The sequence below is a fragment of the Cellulosilyticum sp. ST5 genome, assembly GCF_046529625.1.
GTDB classification, from domain to species: Bacteria; Bacillota; Clostridia; order Lachnospirales; family Cellulosilyticaceae; genus Cellulosilyticum; species Cellulosilyticum lentocellum.
The window spans coordinates 291,636-309,979 of sequence record NZ_CP132338.1; the positions used below are offsets into that span (position 1 = coordinate 291,636).

Consider the following 18,344-nt stretch of genomic DNA (forward strand, 5'->3'; position numbering starts at 1 on the left):
ATGGGAAAACTTTATCAATTCCCTGAACATAAGCGTTATAATTCCTATAAAGCACCTACCTATTCAGAGGATCAGCAGCTTTTACAAGGGATGATGCATGCGCTTATTGCAACTTATCAAGAAAAAATTGCCCAATTGGAGAGCTATAAAGAGGAAATTAGGGCGTTGAATGAAACAAAGTGTGATACAGCTAAGGAGATGCTACAGTTAGTTAAACAAATGCAGAAGTTATTTTTCAAGTATGGTGTTTATTGTAACTTCTATCGTTTTTATACTTTAAATCAATTATATATACTCTATTTTAACGATACAAATTTAATTTATACCTTTGAGGATAATCATCGAATGGATGTTAATCCATATACGCCAAGTCAATTTGAGGAACAGTTTAGTAATTATCCTTTTACTTTAAATTTAGAAGATGAAGTGTTTGAAGCTTTTGATAAGCAAATACAAGATTTGAGAATTACTATAATTACGCTGACCAATACACAAATTTAGTAGCTAGGAAGTTAATGTGAAAATTGTTATTTTAAAATCCAACAATAGTCTAATAAAATAGATTTAAATTCAAAAATTCTCAAAAATTGACAGTTAATTCGATTTACTATACGATAGAAATGATGTAAAAGGAAGTTGTAAGGTAAAGAGGATGTGATTGTTTGAGAGTATCTTTGAGAATAAAAGTAACGGCAATGACTTCATGTATTATTGCAGCCGTTTTCTTATTGACTGGAATTGTTTATTATGAAAGTATTCACAGCTATGCTACACATAGTGTATATAAACAAGCTTTAGGTATTAGCCAAGTAGGGCAAGCCATGATAAATGGTGATGCTCTTCAAAGAATTGAACAATTAAAGGATAAAGAAAATGAGGATTATAAGGAAGTTAAGCGTGTTTTAACAACATTAGGACACTTAATAGAGAGGGGAGATATATTTGCTATAAATACCTATGAACAAAATCTTGTTTATTTATCTGATAGCGTAAAAGAGAATTTTGTATTAAGTTATGAGCGTTTACCAAAAGAAAGATTTATAAGCGTGTTAAATAAATTAAAAATAGGAGAACCTTTCTATTTTAAAGACTATTATGATGAATATGATAAAAATATACTACGTGGCGTTTTACTGCCAATATTTAATTCCGATCAACAGCTAGTGGGGATGGTAGGCTATAAAATAGAAAGAGCTCTCTTTTATTTAGATTTATATTTGGTTAGATGGCTCATTATATTAAGTACAGTAGTGTCTGCATTGGTTTGTATAGTACTAAACTATTTTGGCTTTAAAAGGGTATTGAGACCTGTTGATAAGCTAATGAATACTATGAACAAGGTAGCTAAAGGTGATTTTAAAATAGAAGCAGATGTCAATCGGAAAGATGAGATTGGCAAAATTAATAGAAACCTAATTAAAAGTTGTGAACGTATTAGCCAGATGTTTGAGCATATTACTATTTCATCTACTAGCTTAAAAATGATTGCAGAAAGAATCTTAGAAACTTCCAAGAGGGGGTTAGTTGCTTTGGAAGAGATTACAAATTCAACCAGAGAAATTTCTCTTATTTCATATGAGCAAGTAGATAAACGAGAAAGTGCTAAATTGGCTATTACCTATTTAGAGGAAGATATGCGAATTGTTGTGGCTGAAGTAGATAAAGAAAAGAAGGAGTGCAAAGTGAGTGAGGAACTTATTGAACAAATGGCTACTCATGTAAGTACAATTAAGCAAAAAATATATGAGTTAGACCATGTGTTTGAGATTATTGATAAGCATACCGTTAATCTAGCAGCTGTTACAGAAAGACAAATGGCTGTATCAGAGGGATTTACAGCTATGGCAGAAAGTTTAAATCAAGAATCAGAAAGCTTGAATAAAAGTGTATCGCGGGTAAAAGTGTAATAGATAAAAAGAAGTATCTTTTGGAGGTTAGGTTGCAAAGGATACTTCTTTTGTTATATGATTAATATTAAATGTCCAATGCTATGACACAATGACAAACTTAAAGAATCAAAGGGAGAAAAATGATGTATAGTTTTAAAAATGATTATAGTGAAGGTGCTCACGAAAATATATTAAAAGCAATGGTAAACTCTAACTTAGAACAAACGTCAGGTTATGGAGAAGATGCTTATACAGAAATAGCCAAAAAGCTATTAAAAGAAAAAATAGAAGATGGCACAGCCGATATTCACTTTTTTGTAGGTGGAACACAGGTTAACTTAACCGCCATTTCAGCTTTTTTAAGACCTCATGAAGCAGCTGTTGCTGCAGAAACAGGACATATTAATGTTCATGAAACAGGAGCAATTGAAGCTACAGGCCATAAGGTAGTAGCAATGAAAGCTCAAGATGGAAAATTAACACCTGCACTTATAGAAGAGGCTTTAGATAGACATACAGATGAGCATATGGTAAAACCCAAACTCGTGTATATTTCTAATTCAACAGAGATTGGTACACATTATAACTTAAAAGAATTAGAAGGACTTAGTGAGTTTTGTAAGGCACATGGCCTCATTTTATTTATGGATGGTGCACGATTAGGTTCTGCTTTAACAGCCCAGGACAATGAAATCACCTTAGCAGATTGTGCGAGATTAACGGATGCTTTTTATATTGGTGGTACTAAAAATGGTGCATTAATGGGTGAGGCTTTAGTGATTACTAAAGAAGAGCTTAAAGCCGATTTTAGATTCCATATTAAACAAAAAGGAGCATTACTTGCTAAGGGAAGATTATTAGCCATTCAATTTATTGAGTTATTTAAAGAAGACCTATTCTTTGACTTAGCTGCCCATGCTAATCAAATGGCTAACCAATTAGCTGAAGGTATAAGAGCGGCAGGTTATAGCTTCTTAACAGAGTCAGTAACAAATCAAGTATTTCCCATTTTTCCAGATGTGCTTTTAGAGCAGCTTAAAGAGGAATTTGATTTTTCTTTCTGGGAGAGAAAAGACGAAACACATACGGTTATACGTCTAGTAACTTCATGGGCTACTAAGCCAGAAGAAGTAGAACGCTTTATAGCTTTTATTAATCAATAAGATAAAAATATGAGTAAGTATTTTACAGTATCCTCTCATTAAAAAGGAGACAAAGAGAAGTGCTAGGGGCTTCTCCTCGTCTCCTTTTTTAATAACAATAGGGTATGAAGTTACTATAGGTAGATTAATCAAATAGCTTCTTTTGAGAGTTTACATGCTTGATAACTATAAATACATAATAAGATATATCCAATAACTTGGAGATAAGATAAAATGAGTGGCATAAGTTGGTAAGAGAATAAGTAGCTATCTGTTAGGACTAAACTCATATTTAGCGTTTCTAAAACGCTAAAATAAACAAAGAAATGTAGCGTATTTTTATGTGGTCTATATAAATAAGCAAGAATGAGGCAAACAAGTGCAGGAAAAATATAGCGTTCATGCATATGATGACCCAAAGTGAAAATACCTGTAATCATTAAGGCTCCATAAAGCGCTAAGTTATTTTTAGTACTATCTTTAATGGCTAAAAAAGCAGTATAGCCAATGGAAAATAGGATACCTATAAGACCAATAAGCTTATAGCTTAAACCCAGGAAGGTGGCTGTATCAGGTGCCCAAAGACCATTAATAATAGCTATAAAGTTTGTGGCATTTAAAGAACCATAAGGATAAGATCCCATAGTTGAAAAATAAAGTTTAAAGAGCCATAAAGGGTCCTTTTTGGTAATAAGGAAAGGTAAGCAAATAAGGATGAAGACTCCAAGAGCAATCAGTCCAGAAATAAGAGTTTGCTTAATCACTGTTTGAGCTGGCTTTTCTTTGCAATAGTAATAGTAACCAATAACAAAGATAGGACCAAATAAAAACATCTGAGGCTTAATAAGTAAACCTAAAACAAAGGCTATACTTGCATAAAGGAGTCTCTCATTGTATAAGCTTATAAGCATTAAAATAACAAAAAAAGAAAAAACAATATCTACCTGTCCCCAGATACTAGAGGTTAATAAGACAGCCGGATTAAAGAAAAAGAAAGCGGCTAGTAGTAAGGGGCTTTTATGTTGTCCTTTTTCAGCATAATAATAAATAAGAAGTGTTGTTAATAAATCAAAGATAATAATAGGAAGTTTTAAAAGCATAGAGTGAAGTATATGAGTATAAGGTAATTCAGTAAGTCTTAATAAAATACCAATAGGCCATAAAATAAGTAAATAGCCAGGAGGATAATCAGCAAATTGCATGGACTCATAAAAACTTCCGGGACCGTAATTAGCCATGCCCAAAGCCCATCCGGACCAACAGGTCATATCTGTAGGATGTCCGGTATAAAAGAAAGCCAAAAAAATGCGTAAGCAGATTCCTGATATGAGCAGAAGGGCTAGCTTTGTTTTAGAAGAAGTCTTTTGAATAGTACTTAATAAAGTGAATTGTTTGTAAGTTAGAATGTAAATAACACTATAAATAATCATTAATAAAAGTATGATATTAGCAATTAATTGAAATTCATTTTCCATAATAATTTCCCTTTGGCAAAGTTTTAGCAATATATTAGCACAAAAATCAGATTCTTCCAAGGGGTAATAATCATTAGAACATTTTGATGGGTTAAACCTGATTAGGTTTGGCATGAGTGAATATATCTTCAATGTATTTTTCGTAGTTTTCTTTTTGTGTGTGTTTATTTCCAGAATAAATTTTATGTGAAGTAACGGCACTATTTAAAAGAGTAGGTGTTAATGAGGTTAAATGATGAAATTTACCTATGTCGTATAAATTTCTAAGTGTTTTACTGATTTTTAGAAGTGAGTCATAGTATTTGCCATTGGCAAAGCCCCTAAGTTTTGAGGCATCATGGGGTTTTGCATAAAAGAAAAGGGACTTAGCTAGCCACCCATGTTTAGCAAAGCCATCTTTAGTTGTATAGGATAGAACAAAGTTAAGGTAATCAGTAAACTCGGTAAATGGGCCCGTGGTGGTTTTTATACCAACAATAGGATACCATAAGTCTTTGATTTTCCCGCTATTGGTTCCAGAAGAGCTATAAAAAGCAAGAGTTACCTTTTCTATGCCATAAGGGTATTTAATGTCTACATTAATTAAGCCTATCATCCTAAATGGCGATACCGTATAAAGATTGACTTTAAAACTATCTTGATATATTCTGATTATTTCACTTGAGTTTGACATCATTATCACCTGAATCAAATTTATAAAATGTAATAAAGAGATAAACCATATAGTTATGGAGGGCGTAACTATATGGTTTATCTTTAAAGTTAAGGTTTATGCAAACTATAAGAAGCTTTCTTCGAGTTCTTTGAGATCACTTCTTATCTCGTCAAGTTCTACATAGCTTTCTTTAATCTCCAATAGTCGCTGAAGAAATACCTTTTCTTTTTCTGTTAAGTCCAGTTCATCGTACCAAGGTCTTTCTTCTTCGGTTTCATCAAAATAATAGGAGGTGTAATATAAATGAATTAAAAAATCCCCTAGATACCAGTAATCCATTTTTTTTACATATTTTTTATTGTCTATATAGCGAGCTAATCCAAAATCTATTAATATGAGTTCATTACTATCTGTTAAGATAACATTAGGAGGTCTAATATCACGGTGAACAATATTGTTTTTTTGTAGTATGGCAATAATGTCTAGCATTTTAAAGGCAATTTCATAGATTTCTTTTTTGGTAAACTGATGGCCATCTTCCATGAGTAAATCTTCAAAAACTTGACCTTCCATATATTCTAATATATAGCCTTTTGCATTAGGAAGATTAAATTTTCCCATAAACTTAGGAAAACAAGGGGAATCTAATTTTTTTAATAGTACTTCCTCGTAAAATAATTTTTCTTTTGTTTCCCTAAGCATATTTTTTTTGAGTTGTTTAATAATATATTTTTTGGACTCATGACTTTCAGCTAGATAAACTATGCCATATCGCCCTTCAGCCAACATCTCAGTAATAGAGTATCCATTTATTTGTTCTCCGGGTTTATAATATTTATCCATATACACAACATCTACTTTTAATTAATTTTTTGTGATTATCTGCTAAAAGAACGGCTACGACTGAAAGAACGACTACGACTGAAAGAGCGGCTACGGCTAAAAGAACGTCTAGAAGAACGTCTTGAACGGCAGCGGCAATTTCTACGGCCCCATGAATTGCAACCACAACGATTAAAACAATCACTTGAACGGCGACGACACCTTCTGCAACGTCTTGACCTACGACTAGATCTTCTAGAAGAGTCACTTGAACTACTATTAGAGCGACTTACTTTGAAATGATTATGCCCTCTACATGAATCTGATCTTAAACAACTCATAATACCATCTCCTAATAATATGATTTAACTAGAATATATATTAATATATTGTAGTCATGGTACATTATATGACTCGTATCTATTTATTGTGACAGGTTTGTACTTTGCACGACGTAAAATAATTCAACTATTTTTCAAACTTTCGATTTATTTCATCACTACAAAAGGCTATTTCACAAAGTAGATGATCTTTGTAAAATAGCCTTTTTGTTTTAGGCGTTTAATTGTAATTTCTATAATAACTGTTTGTTCCTTAAAGAAGAGTATAAAATCATAAGACGTATTAGTGCTATAATAAAGAAGATTAAATATATTCTTTTACAAGGTCGATAAAAGCTTTCATTGCTGGAGTAACACATTTATTTTTATGATAAAACACTTGTCCATACATATCTAACTGAAAATCTATGATATTGAGGGGATGAAGAAGTTGTGCTTGAAGTTCATTAGTAATAGAAAACTGAGGAAGAATAGAGAGGCAAATGCCTGAAGCAACAAATTTCTTGATGATTTCTGTATTACCAATTTCCATAAAAGTATGGAAGGGTAGTTTTTTAGATAGAAGTAGCTCCTCAAATGTATGACGATAGCTACAGCTACTTTCTGTAAAGATGAAAGTTTCAGAGGATAAATCTGATAAGTGAAGCGTGTGCTTATTACAAAGAGAATGTGATTTTGGAGCAATGACACATATGGGGTTGGCATATTCCAGCTCTTTAATCCAAAGATCAGAATTGATATGAGTGTCAAATGTCCATAGTAAATCAATAGTATTGGAATTAAGCATAGTAGCGAGCTCACCATAGGTACCTATTTTAATGATAGTATTTACCAAGGGATATTTTTTGTGATAGCTCTTGATGATTTGTGGAAGGTAAGTAATACATAATGATTCTAAAAGTCCAACTCTAAGTTCACCTGAAGGTATAGCAGAATATGACAGTTCTTGTCTGGCATTAGTTACAGCAGCTGTGATTTGTAAGGCATATTTCATAAAGGTTTTTCCGGCTGAGGTTAAGGATACGCTTCTACCAATCCTGTCAAATAAAATAGTATTAAGTTCATTCTCCAACTGCTTAATTTGCGTGGTAACATTTGATTGTGTATAGCCAAGTTCTGCTGCTGCTTTAGAAAAACTATTTAACTCAGCTACTTTTATAAATGAAATAACATTTCTAATCCCCATAAGTACTCCTATCAAAATTATTTATTCTAAATATAAAATGTATTAATTTTACTTATGATATACCGTATGATACGCTGAAACTATAAAATAAGCAATAGTTTTTGCAAAAAGGACGGTGCTATGATGAGAAAAATAAAGATAGGTTTTCTTGGACTTGGTGTTATAGGATCTAAGTTATTAAATATCATTCAAGAAAATAAAGAGAAAACAAAAGAAGCATTTGGAATTGAATTTGAAGTAGTTGTTATTATGGTTCAAGATGTCTTAAAAAAGAGGGATGTAAATACTGAAGGGATTAAAATGACTACTGAAGCAAATGACGTTGTTAAAGAATCTGATGTGGATATTTGCATTGAATGCATGGGTGGGGACGGAGTAGAGAAGACGAGAGAAACTGTACTTTTGGCACTTCAAAACCATAAGCATGTTATTATGTCTAGTAAAAAATGTCTAGCTATGTATGGAGACGAAATAATACAAATGGCACAAGAAAATGGCGTGCAGATTAGAGTTGAAGCTTCAGTAGGGGGTGGCATTCCTATATGTAGATCATTAATGCATATGTCAAAAGGAGAAACTATTATCAAGTTATTTGGAATAGTAAATGCTACATCAAATTATATATTAACTTCAATGAGTAAGAATCATGCATCATATGAGGAGGCATTACTTGGAGCAAAAGTAAATGGTTATGCAGAAAATGATTCATCTGAAGATGTTGATGGTTGGGATGCAGCATATAAATTATGTATTTTATCACGTTTATGTATGAATTTATCTATTAGGTATCAGGAGCTACGTCCTATTTCTTTAAGAAATAAGAATGCAGTAGATATAGATAAGGCAGAGCAAGAGGGGAAAATAGTAAAGCAGATCATCTATGCATATAAGAATAATACTGGGAAATTAGAGTGTTATATTGGTCCTTATGCTATTAGAAAAGACAGTCATTTGGCTATGGTTAGTGATAATAATAATATGATATTCATTGAGGGGGAGTATAGTGGAAAAAGAGCTTTTTATGGTGAAGGTGCAGGAGCTAATGCTACCGCAAGCGTTATGTATGATGATTTGATGGATGTTATTTTTGCAGAGTATAAGTATAGGAATGCAGTAACAAGTCATATAAGCAATATAGATGTATTAAGTATAGAATTGTAAATCGAATACTAGAGTAAAGTGGGTTAGTGATATGGAATGGAGGAGAAAAATGAAAGAGTTTGATTCAGAGTTTTGTCATGTAAAATGTATAGAAGAAGATGATGTGGTGCTACTTACTTGGAAAAAGTTTGCATGTGGTGATGATTATAGAAAACCAACCACCTTTGCTTGGGAACTTTTTAAAAAGAATAATGTAAGTAAATTTATAGTGGATGCAAGAAATGGTTTTGAAGATGACCCAGCCGATGTGGAATGGGGTTTCTCGGTATTACTACCTGGAATGGCTAAAACGTCTTGTAAGATAGTATGCTTTATTATGAATGAAGTAAGTTCTATTGAAGAAGAAATGGATATGTGGACTAAAGAATTCAGCAAGTATTTTAAGATAGTAAAAGCAACTAGCTACGAAGAATATTTAGAAAAGTTTAATAATATTTCTTGACCCTTTTATATTTTCTGCTTATCATAAGTTCAACAGGTTGTACGGCTCAATAGAGACAAGGAGAATAAATGGTGGTAAATGGGCTATATCATGTGATTTTCAAGAGAAAGTCTATAAGGAGGAAATGATGATAAGTTTAAATGAAGCTAATCAAATTTTCAAGGAAGCTTGCGAGTTGAATAAAGGTGATTGGATAGAACATTCTGAGTATGTTGCTAATCTAGCAAGAAAAATAGCTATAAAATCTGGTTTGAATTCAGAAAAAGCCTATATTTTAGGTCTACTTCATGATATTGGAAGAAGAAATGGAATAGTGCAAGCAAGACATGCCATTGAAGGGTATAAATACATGATGGATAAATGTGAAGAGATAGCCAGGATTTGCTTAACTCATACCTTTCAGTACAAAGATGTAATGGGTATATATGATACATGGGATTGCTCGAAGGAAGAGGTAGAAATGGTTAAAGATTACCTAGAGCATATTACATACGATGATTATGACAAGCTTATTCAATTTTGTGATGCAGTTTCTCTAGCTAAGGGGTATTGTATTGCTGAACAAAAGATGGTTAGCTCTGTTCTCAAATTTGGATTTAAAGAAACCACTATAGCAAAGTGGCAATCTATACTGTTACTAAAATCCTATTGGGATAGTAAGGTAAGTGGAAATGTATATGATTACTTTAACGAGTAAGAGGTAGAAATAAACATAGGAATCAGTTCTATTACTTCATAGAATATGGAAGTGACCTATGAATTAATTTGCAACATAAGATTACTCAGTGAAAGGAGTAGAATATATGAATGTTGTTATTATTAATGGAAGTAGTAGAAAAAATGGTGCTACAGCAAAAATATTAAAAGGAATATTTGATGGTGTATTTAAGCATTGGGAAAATAAGCAAATTAATTTTAAACATATAGAATAAGGATAGTAGATAATAAAATGGTTGATCAATGAAGAGAAAAGTTTTGAGTAATAAAAAAATATAACAGGGACTGAGAGGTACATTTGATAAGATGAAAAAGACAGCAGGAAAACATGAAGAAATCTCATATGAAAAAGGTAAAATGAGTGAGTTAGAGGACATCGTTAAGATTTTTAAAAATGCAGCAGAAGAAATGCTTCATCATCAGATTAATCAATGGGATGAAGTATATCCTAATGAAGCAATATTAAAAGCAGATATAGAAAATGAAGAATTATTTGTTGGCAAAATCAATAATGAAATAGCTGTTGTGTATGTACTCAATCAACTATGTGATGAGCAGTATAGTAATGGGAAATGGACAGAAGACCAAGGAAGTTTCAAAGTAGTTCATCGGTTATGTGTGAATCCTACTTATCAAAATAGAGGAGTAGGTAGGCAGACGATGACTTATATTGAAGAGGAATTAATTAAAGAGGGTAAAAGAGCTATTAGATTAGATGTTTTTTCAAAAAATCCCTTTGCACTAAAAATGTATGGGGCACTAGGATATAACGTGGTTGGAGAGGCTCACTGGAGAAAAGGGTTATTTTACTTAATGGAGAAGCTAATAAATAGAAATTTGTCTTGGCGTTTATGAGAAGTACATCTGAGAGAAAATGAGTGGGTATGGGTGCCTTCCGTTGTTCCGGTTCACATTTTTAGAAGCACTAAGTTCACTTGTTTAGATGAACGGCAGAACTCACTTCGTTCAAACAGCTGCCTAAAACCCATCTAAAACGTTCACTAAGTGCTTCTAAAAAATGCTCCCAAGTCACTACTCCAGGCACCCATACCCACTCATTTTCACAAACGTTGTTGACCTCATAAACATCCAAGACAGTGAAGCAGCGTGGAAAGAAGGCGTAACGACAGTTAAAAAATACTCGAAGCCGGAGGCAGGCGCCCAAGGCAATAACGTATAAAGCTTCCCATAAGTCTATTTTGCCAAGAAGTAGCTCTGTAAGGAAGCTAGGGAGCCTTACAAGCATTATTGATCTCTTAAGCATTCAAACCCCTAAGTGAAAAGTGCAGAAAAAAGATAATAACAAGTTTTGTTTTTTTCTTGAAAACACTTAATGGAGGTGACTTTACGCGTTATTGCTGGTAGAACTGAGAGAGGGTGGCTGTCCTAGCGGGGTGACTTCGGAGTATTTTCAGTAGGCACTTAGCGAACGTTTTGGATGGTACTTAGTCCACGTGCCCCAGGAACCGAGTTTGTGGACGTTCATCCAAAAAAGTGAGCTTAGTGCCTACTGAAAATACGGAGCCAAGCCACGTAGGATAGTCACCCTCTCTCAGCTTTGCCCCAATAGCCTAGTAAAGCCACCGACAAATTCCTATAAAAGACGAGGAGGAGCAATATGAATAAGCCATATTCATTAGTAGCAGGAGACAAAGTAGCCATTGTAAGTTTATCTAGTGGCATACTTGGAGAAGCATTTTGTAAGCATCAGATTGAATTAGGGAAAAAACGTTTAAAGGAGTTTGGTCTTGAAGGCGTTTTTATGCCAAATGCACTACGAGGAATAGAATATTTAAAAAGTCATCCTGAAGCAAGGGCAGAAGATTTAAAAACAGCGTTTTTAGATGATGCAATAAAAGGGATTATTTGTGTGATTGGAGGAGATGACACCTATCGTTTATTACCTTATTTAATGGAAGATCAGCTCTTTATTAAGAAGGTAAAAGAAAGCCCAAAACTTTTTACAGGGTATTCTGATACGACCATTAATCATTTAATGTTTTATAAGTTAGGGATGGGAACCTTTTATGGTCCTAATTTTCTGTGTGACTTAGCAGAGCTAGGAGAACAGATGTTACCTTATACAAAAACAGCTTTTGAGTTGTATTTAAAAGAGACAGATGAACCTCCTATTATACAATCAAGTGCCCACTGGTATGAAGAACGTACAGATTTTTCGGTAGATGCAATAGGAAAAGAAAGAAAGGCTCACCTTGAGACAAGAGGCTATGAACTTTTGCAAGGACCAGAAAAGTTTCAAGGTAGACTATTGGGCGGATGTATAGAGAGCCTTTATGATATGTTATCTAGCAATCGTTATGAAGATGAGAAAGTGGTATGTGAGCAATATGGCATTTTCCCTAGTCTAGAAGAATGGCAAGGTAAAATATTATTTCTTGAGACCTCGGAAGAAAAGCCATCTCCAGAAGAACTAGAGAAAGAACTTATGGCACTTAAGGAAAAAGGCATCTTTGAGGTGATTAATGGCATTCTTGTAGGAAAACCACAAGATGAAACGTATTATGAGGAATACAAATCAGTATATTGTAAGGTGGTAGATAAGGCTGATTTACCAATTGTTTATAATGTTAATTTTGGACATGCACAACCTAAGTGCATTATTCCTTATGGTATTGAAACGGAAGTGAACATGCAAAATAAAACAATTCGCTTTAAGGAGCCATTGTTTAGTAGAAAGTAAAGATAATAAAAACGACATAAGGGAATGAATTAAAAAAGTAAATTAATAGGAATTTGAAAGTAGATGAAAAAGGAGGAATGCTCAAGGTGAATAGTGAACCAATATTTAGATATGCAGAAGAAAAGGATGTAGCTTTAATTCTGGGCTTTATTAAAGATTTAGCAGAATATGAGAAAATGTTAGAAGAAGTAGTTGCTACAGAAGAAATGCTTCGATACTGGCTATTTAAAGAGAAGAAGGCAGAAGTCCTTTTTGTTATGGAAAACGAAAAAGAAGTAGGCTTTGCTTTATTCTTTTATAATTTTTCTACTTTTCTTGGACAAGCAGGTATTTATTTAGAAGATTTATTTGTGCTTCCAGAATATCGTGGTAAAGGCTACGGGAAAGCGATTTTAAAGCAATTAGCAAAGCTTACTATAGAGCGTGGCTGTGGTCGCCTAGAATGGTCATGTCTAGACTGGAATAAACCAAGTATTGACTTTTATTTATCATTAGGGGCAACACCTATGGAAGAATGGACCACCTATCGTGTAACAGGTGATACTTTAAAGAAACTATCAGGGCAGTAATGCGACAATTAGCTTACATATGGTTTAATATACATAAGGTCTTAAGTCATATAGTGGAACAAGACTGTTGGGAAAACAATTATAATAAAGAAGCTTATGATTTACACTTAGTAAGGGGGAAACGTATGGAATTAGAGGAAGTGATGTACAAAAGAAGGAGTTCAAGAGAATTTCTGACAAAGGAAATAGCAGATGAAGATATAGATACTTTAATGCACTACGCTATGAGTGGACCAAGTGCTTGTAATAAAAGGCCGTGGGAGTTTTACATTATTAAAAATGCAGGTATTAGAGGAGAGTTAAGGAAGGTAACAAAATATACAGACCATATGTCACCACTTATTATTATTGTTGCTGGTAACACAAAAAGGGCACTTGCTTTGCAGCTCAATGATTTTTGGATACAAGACTGCTCTGCAGCAATAGAAAATATTCTACTCGGGGCAACATCCTTAGGTATTGGTTCTTGTTGGTGTGGGTTAAAACCACAAGTAAGACCAGTAAAAAAGGTTCAAACTATTTTAGGTATAGAAAAACACATTGTACCACTAGGTTTAATTCATTTAGGTTATACGGCTCAAGAACCCGAGCAAAGAAGTCAATATGATAAAAAAAGAATACATATCATGGAATAACATATTTGGGGAACTTCTATTATTAGTGAGGGAAGAGTGTATGGAATTAGAGAAAGTCGTATATCAAAGAAGAAGTTCATCATCGAACTTATATCAATATTCGTAATACGAAGTAAAATCTTTTACTTAAAGGAGTGTAAGAAAATGAAATATGAATGGATTGATCAATATCTTCTAGAAAAAAAGGGTGTTACTAAGGATTTGAAGAAGGAATGGAATTGGATACGTTATTTGTTAGGGGATAAAATGTTTGCAGCTATTTGTTTGGATGAATGCGATAAACCCTATTATATTACTTTAAAATTAGACCCCATAGAGGGTGACTTTTTAAGACAGCAATATGATGATATTGTACCAGGTTATTATATGAATAAAGTACATTGGAATTCGATCAAACCAGATGGAAATGTTCCTGATGAGTTAATGAAAAACATGCTAGATAAGTCATACCAGTTAGTATTGTCTAAGTTAAGTAAGAAGAAGCAGCAAGAACTACTTCAAGGATAGAGTGCCCTATATATTAATAAATACAAAAACATGTCTTCAAAGAAGCATCAAAGCTTAATGAAGACATGTTTTTTAGTAACTAAGAACTATTTTACTATAGCTTCTTTATTATGCACCTTCGCTTAAAAAGCGATATTGTGCTTTATATAAATTGTAATAAAGTCCCTTCTGCGCTATGAGTTCCTCATGTGTTCCACATTCAGCAATATTAAGGTCGTTAATTACCATAATCTTATCGCAGTCACGAATGGTAGATAAACGGTGAGCAATAATAAAGGAAGTTCGTCCTTTAAGAAGCTCCTTTGTTCCTTCTTCTACTAAGGTTTCGGTTTGTGTATCAATATTAGAAGTTGCTTCATCTAATATCAAAATACGAGGATTAGCCAGTAGTGCCCTAGCAAAAGCTAATAGTTGTCTTTGCCCTAATGAAAGTCTAGAACCTCTTTCATTAATCTTCGTTTGATACCCATCTTCTAGGCGCATAATAAAGTCATGAGCATGAACAGCTTTAGCAGCAGATACGACCTCTTCGTCCGTAGCATCTAGCTTACCATAGCGAATATTCTCCATAATGGTATCAGAAAACAGGAAGGTATCTTGAAGCATAATTCCCATTTGCTCTCTTAAAGAACCAAGCTCTACTTCTTTAATATCATGTCCGTCAATTAAGATACGTCCCTCGGTAGGATCATAAAAACGGCTAATCAAAGAGATAATGGTTGTTTTACCAGCCCCAGTAGGACCTACTAAAGCGATTCTTTCACCAGGTTTAATCATAAAATTCACGTTGCGTAGCACTTCCGTTTTTTCATCATAAGCAAAGGAAACTTGCTCAAAACGTACTTCACCTTCGATAGAAGAAAGTGAAGGTGCATCTGTTTTACTATAAATGGTAGGTTCTACATCTAAAATATCAAAAATACGGTCAGCTGCTGAAAAGTTAGAAATCAGCGTATTATAAAAGTTACATAGATTCATAATAGGATTCCAAAACATTCCTACGTACATAGAAAAGGCCAGCAGAGTACCAATCTGAATTTCTCCAGAAGTAACCAATCGGTAACCAAACATATAAACTAAGACAGCACCTAGACCAGCAGAAATATCAACTAGTGGCCAAAATAAATCATTAAGCTTGACAGCATGAATAAAAGAAGAAGAAAGTTCACTAACGATTTCTTTGAAGTTACCTGCTGTTTGCTTTTCTTCTGCATAAGCTTCTACGACTTTAATACCAGAAAAGTCTTCGTGAGTAAAAGCATTCATAACAGAACGTTTGCTACGGTAAGCATCCCATCTACGTCTTGAGAAAACTTCAATATAAAACATGGCACCTATTAAAAATGGCAAAATGATTAAGCAACCTAAAGCCAATTTTACATTTAAAGCTAGCATAAAACAGGAGATGCCCACTAGTGTAAGAAGTTCTGGAATGAGGGACTGAATACTTTGAGTAAATAAATTCTGAAGTGCATTTACATCACCCATAATGCGAGCCAGTATTTTACCCACAGGCCTTGAATCAAAGAAATTAAAAGATAAGCCTTGAATGTGGGTATAAAGTTGATGACGGATCTCTACTAAAATTTTATTACTTACCTCTGCTACTAAAATATATCGTATTTTAGAAAAGCCCCAAGCAGCTAAGTTACAGGCGCATAAGAAAAGTCCCATAATCAGAAGACCGTTGACATTTTTATCAGCTACATAAGTATCTATAGCCCTTCCTAAAAGGAGGGGATTAATTAAATTACAAAGCATCACTAAGATCATGAGTGAAATAACAATTGCACTTTTTCTTTTATAAGGTTTTAAATAGCCTAACAATCGTTTAATGAGCTGAGACTTACTTCTAGATAAAACCTTTTCTTCTTTTCTAATGTTATTAGCAGACATAAGTCGCCTCCTTTAGCTGCTCCTCAAAGCTTTCAAATTGCTTTTGATAAATGGCATAATAACGACCACGCTTTTTGAGCAATGTTTCATGGTTACCTTGTTCTACGATTTTACCGTTTTCTAAATAAAGAATGATATCAGCATTTTTTACAGCAGAGATACGGTGAGCAATCATAAAGGTAGTTGTTTGATAATTTTTTTCTTTAAGATGAGTGAGAAGCTCATATTCAGTTTCAGTATCTAAAGCTGAGGTAGCGTCATCTAAAATTAAAATAGGTGCTTTCCTTAAAATAGCTCTAGCAATAGCGAGACGTTGTTTTTGGCCTCCGGATAAGCCAACGCCTCTTTCTCCTATTTGTGTACGATAACCTTCTTCTAATTCTGCAATAAAAGGTGTTGCACAAGCTAAATCACAGGCAGTTGCAACTTCTTCCATAGAAGCGTTTGGTTTTCCAAAGCGTACATTGTCAGCAATAGTATCTGAAAATAAGAAAGTATCTTGCATGACGATGGACATATTTTGTCTGAGTGTATGTAAATGCCACTTTGAAAGTGGTATGCCATCAATGAGGATTTCACCACTAGAGGGCTCGTAATAGCGTCCAATTAAATTTAAAAGTGAGCTCTTACCAGAACCGGTAGTTCCCATAATGGCTACAGTACTGCCTGCTGGAATGTCTAGGTTAATATGTGATAAAACTTCTTCACCCTCGTTATAATGAAAGCTTACATCCTTAAAGCTAATATGTCCGTTAAGGGTATCTGGACAGTAAGCATCATCAGGACTTGTGATTTCTGCTGGTCGATCTAGTATGGCAAAGATTTTCTTAGCAGAAGCAGAAGTACGAGAAAGCATATCGGTAAGCCACCCTAGTTGACGAAGTGGCCAGACGATATACCAAATGTAAGTATTAAAGGCTGTTAAGGTACCTAAAGTCATTTCTTCTTTGAGAACCATATAACCACCGAAGATAATCATGGCTACCAAAGCGGTATTAGTGAGAAAGTCAATAATTGGAAAATACTTAGACATATAGCTTGCTTGCCTCATGTTAAGTTCGTAGTAACGCTTATTTAGCTTTAAGAATTTTTTGACTTCATATTTTTCACGAGCAAAAGCTTTAATTAAGCGAACACCTGCAATATTTTCCTGAGCAGTGGTATTAATCACTGCTGTTTGATCACTGAGTTCTCCATAGCAAGCACCAAAAAGCTTTTCTAGCTTAAGGGTGATAAAGCCAATGGGTATTAAAAGGATTAAACAAATAAAAGCTAATTTAGCATTTAAGCTAAATAGAATAATAGTGCTTAATACAATATAAAAGATATTTTCAATAAGTAATCTCAGCCCAAATCCTAAGGTTTGCCAAATGTTTTCTAAATCTTCACCGATACGAGCCATAAGCTCACCTGTATTCATATGATCGAAGTAAGCAAATTCAAAGGATTGAATATGATTAAAAAGCTGATTTTTTAAATTGAGATGTACTTTAGTGCTCATCAAATCATAAAGAAATTCCTTGGTGTAACCCAAGATAGCTTTAAGCAAAGCTAAAACCAAAAGCCAAATCACTAAAGATACGACTAAATTGCTTTTACCGCCCAAGATAGCATCATCAATAAAAGATTTTTGAATGAGTGGTACAATCTGATCAATACCAATAACCGTAAACATGGCTAAAGTGGCAATACCAATCATGGCGGGATATTTAAAAACATACTTAAAAACACGAAGCATAAAACGTAACCTCCCCTAGAAAATATATTTTTGGCGTACAAAAAAAGGCCATGTTAAACCATGACCTTTTGGACGCAATAAAATATTAAAAAATTAATCAAAAAGGATATTCATGGTGAATAGCCTATCCGGAAATAGAGATAGGACTAATAACATTATTTAATTTTGTAAAGCCATACATACGAACATTTTTACGATTATTAAACATTAGTCCTACCTCCTTCTTTAAAATTTGAAATCTGTGATTATTATATACATAAGTATAATATTAAGTCAATGTTAAAATTTTAATTGTTAAAATTTGATTAAGAATGTACCAGTAGAAAATTTTCTTGTTAAAATAGCTAATAACTTATAAAAATTGCCAGGAAGTTTAGTTATTTAAATGGTTGATTGCAACAGAATTTATGATATATTAGAATTTGATATTTAAAATAGAATGCTATGGGGAAAAAGAGAGGGACGGTA

General features: G+C 33.5%; 19 protein-coding genes. 12 read left to right on the forward strand and 7 right to left on the reverse strand.

What is annotated here, in order from left to right; genetic code table 11:
* The 3 genes from QTL86_RS01365 to QTL86_RS01375 all read left to right on the forward strand — a co-directional run bounded on the left by QTL86_RS01365 (position 1) and on the right by QTL86_RS01375 (position 3,052).
* Positions 1–501: a hypothetical protein gene (locus QTL86_RS01365; protein ID WP_127067429.1), complete on the forward strand. Its 501-nt coding sequence runs from the start codon at positions 1–3 to the stop codon at positions 499–501.
* Positions 502–662: 161 nt separating this feature from the next.
* A complete protein-coding gene (locus QTL86_RS01370) occupies positions 663–1,907 on the forward strand; it encodes a HAMP domain-containing protein (RefSeq protein ID WP_410496286.1) in 1,245 nt (414 codons plus the stop codon).
* A 125-nt stretch (positions 1,908–2,032) separates the two neighbouring features.
* Positions 2,033–3,052, forward strand: a complete 1,020-nt coding sequence (locus QTL86_RS01375; protein ID WP_127067427.1) for a threonine aldolase family protein — start codon at positions 2,033–2,035, stop codon at positions 3,050–3,052.
* A 128-nt stretch (positions 3,053–3,180) separates the two neighbouring features.
* On the opposite strand, the gene QTL86_RS01380 is transcribed toward QTL86_RS01375, so the two are convergent.
* The 5 genes from QTL86_RS01380 to QTL86_RS01400 all read right to left on the reverse strand — a co-directional run bounded on the left by QTL86_RS01380 (position 3,181) and on the right by QTL86_RS01400 (position 7,510).
* On the reverse strand, positions 3,181–4,506 hold the full coding sequence (locus tag QTL86_RS01380; RefSeq protein WP_127067426.1) for a hypothetical protein: 1,326 nt from the start codon (positions 4,504–4,506) through the stop codon (positions 3,181–3,183).
* Positions 4,507–4,597: 91 nt separating this feature from the next.
* Entirely contained in the window at positions 4,598–5,179 is a 582-nt protein-coding gene (locus QTL86_RS01385) for a hypothetical protein (RefSeq protein ID WP_127067425.1), read from the reverse strand.
* 105 nt (positions 5,180–5,284) lie between these two features.
* The gene (locus tag QTL86_RS01390; protein WP_410496287.1) at positions 5,285–6,004 is read right to left on the reverse strand and encodes a protein kinase family protein; all 720 of its coding nucleotides are present in this window, start codon (positions 6,002–6,004) and stop codon (positions 5,285–5,287) included.
* Entirely contained in the window at positions 5,997–6,170 is a 174-nt protein-coding gene (locus tag QTL86_RS01395) for a hypothetical protein (RefSeq protein WP_410496288.1), read from the reverse strand. Before QTL86_RS01395 ends, QTL86_RS01390 begins: the two co-directional genes overlap by 8 nt.
* Positions 6,171–6,628: 458 nt before the next feature.
* A complete protein-coding gene (locus QTL86_RS01400; RefSeq protein ID WP_410496289.1) occupies positions 6,629–7,510 on the reverse strand; it encodes a LysR family transcriptional regulator in 882 nt (293 codons plus the stop codon).
* A 123-nt stretch (positions 7,511–7,633) separates the two neighbouring features.
* Between QTL86_RS01400 and QTL86_RS01405 the strand changes: the two genes are divergently transcribed.
* From QTL86_RS01405 to QTL86_RS01445, 9 genes are all read left to right on the forward strand, one after another.
* Positions 7,634–8,671, forward strand: a complete 1,038-nt coding sequence (locus QTL86_RS01405; protein ID WP_190283393.1) for a homoserine dehydrogenase — start codon at positions 7,634–7,636, stop codon at positions 8,669–8,671.
* 49 nt (positions 8,672–8,720) lie between these two features.
* Entirely contained in the window at positions 8,721–9,113 is a 393-nt protein-coding gene (locus tag QTL86_RS01410) for a hypothetical protein (RefSeq protein WP_127067420.1), read from the forward strand.
* A gap of 127 nt (positions 9,114–9,240) precedes the next feature.
* The gene (locus QTL86_RS01415) at positions 9,241–9,810 is read left to right on the forward strand and encodes an HD domain-containing protein (protein WP_190283392.1); all 570 of its coding nucleotides are present in this window, start codon (positions 9,241–9,243) and stop codon (positions 9,808–9,810) included.
* 106 nt (positions 9,811–9,916) lie between these two features.
* On the forward strand, positions 9,917–10,045 hold the full coding sequence (locus QTL86_RS01420) for a hypothetical protein (protein WP_410496290.1): 129 nt from the start codon (positions 9,917–9,919) through the stop codon (positions 10,043–10,045).
* A gap of 91 nt (positions 10,046–10,136) precedes the next feature.
* Positions 10,137–10,685, forward strand: a complete 549-nt coding sequence (locus tag QTL86_RS01425; protein WP_243118611.1) for a GNAT family N-acetyltransferase — start codon at positions 10,137–10,139, stop codon at positions 10,683–10,685.
* A 763-nt stretch (positions 10,686–11,448) separates the two neighbouring features.
* On the forward strand, positions 11,449–12,531 hold the full coding sequence (locus QTL86_RS01430) for a S66 peptidase family protein (protein WP_127067417.1): 1,083 nt from the start codon (positions 11,449–11,451) through the stop codon (positions 12,529–12,531).
* Positions 12,532–12,608: 77 nt separating this feature from the next.
* Complete coding sequence (locus tag QTL86_RS01435) at positions 12,609–13,100, forward strand: GNAT family N-acetyltransferase (RefSeq protein ID WP_410497281.1); 492 nt, start codon at positions 12,609–12,611, stop codon at positions 13,098–13,100.
* Complete coding sequence (locus QTL86_RS01440; protein WP_127067415.1) at positions 13,100–13,735, forward strand: nitroreductase family protein; 636 nt, start codon at positions 13,100–13,102, stop codon at positions 13,733–13,735. Before QTL86_RS01435 ends, QTL86_RS01440 begins: the two co-directional genes overlap by 1 nt.
* Before the next feature lie 144 nt (positions 13,736–13,879).
* Positions 13,880–14,242, forward strand: a complete 363-nt coding sequence (locus QTL86_RS01445) for an MmcQ/YjbR family DNA-binding protein (protein WP_127067414.1) — start codon at positions 13,880–13,882, stop codon at positions 14,240–14,242.
* A gap of 108 nt (positions 14,243–14,350) precedes the next feature.
* Here QTL86_RS01445 and QTL86_RS01450 read toward each other — a convergent pair whose 3' ends face one another.
* Both QTL86_RS01450 and QTL86_RS01455 read right to left on the reverse strand, forming a co-directional pair.
* Positions 14,351–16,138, reverse strand: a complete 1,788-nt coding sequence (locus QTL86_RS01450) for an ABC transporter ATP-binding protein (protein ID WP_410496291.1) — start codon at positions 16,136–16,138, stop codon at positions 14,351–14,353.
* On the reverse strand, positions 16,128–17,876 hold the full coding sequence (locus QTL86_RS01455; protein ID WP_410496292.1) for an ABC transporter ATP-binding protein: 1,749 nt from the start codon (positions 17,874–17,876) through the stop codon (positions 16,128–16,130). The genes QTL86_RS01450 and QTL86_RS01455 overlap by 11 nt, the downstream gene beginning before the upstream one ends.
* Positions 17,877–18,344: the final 468 nt, after the last annotated feature.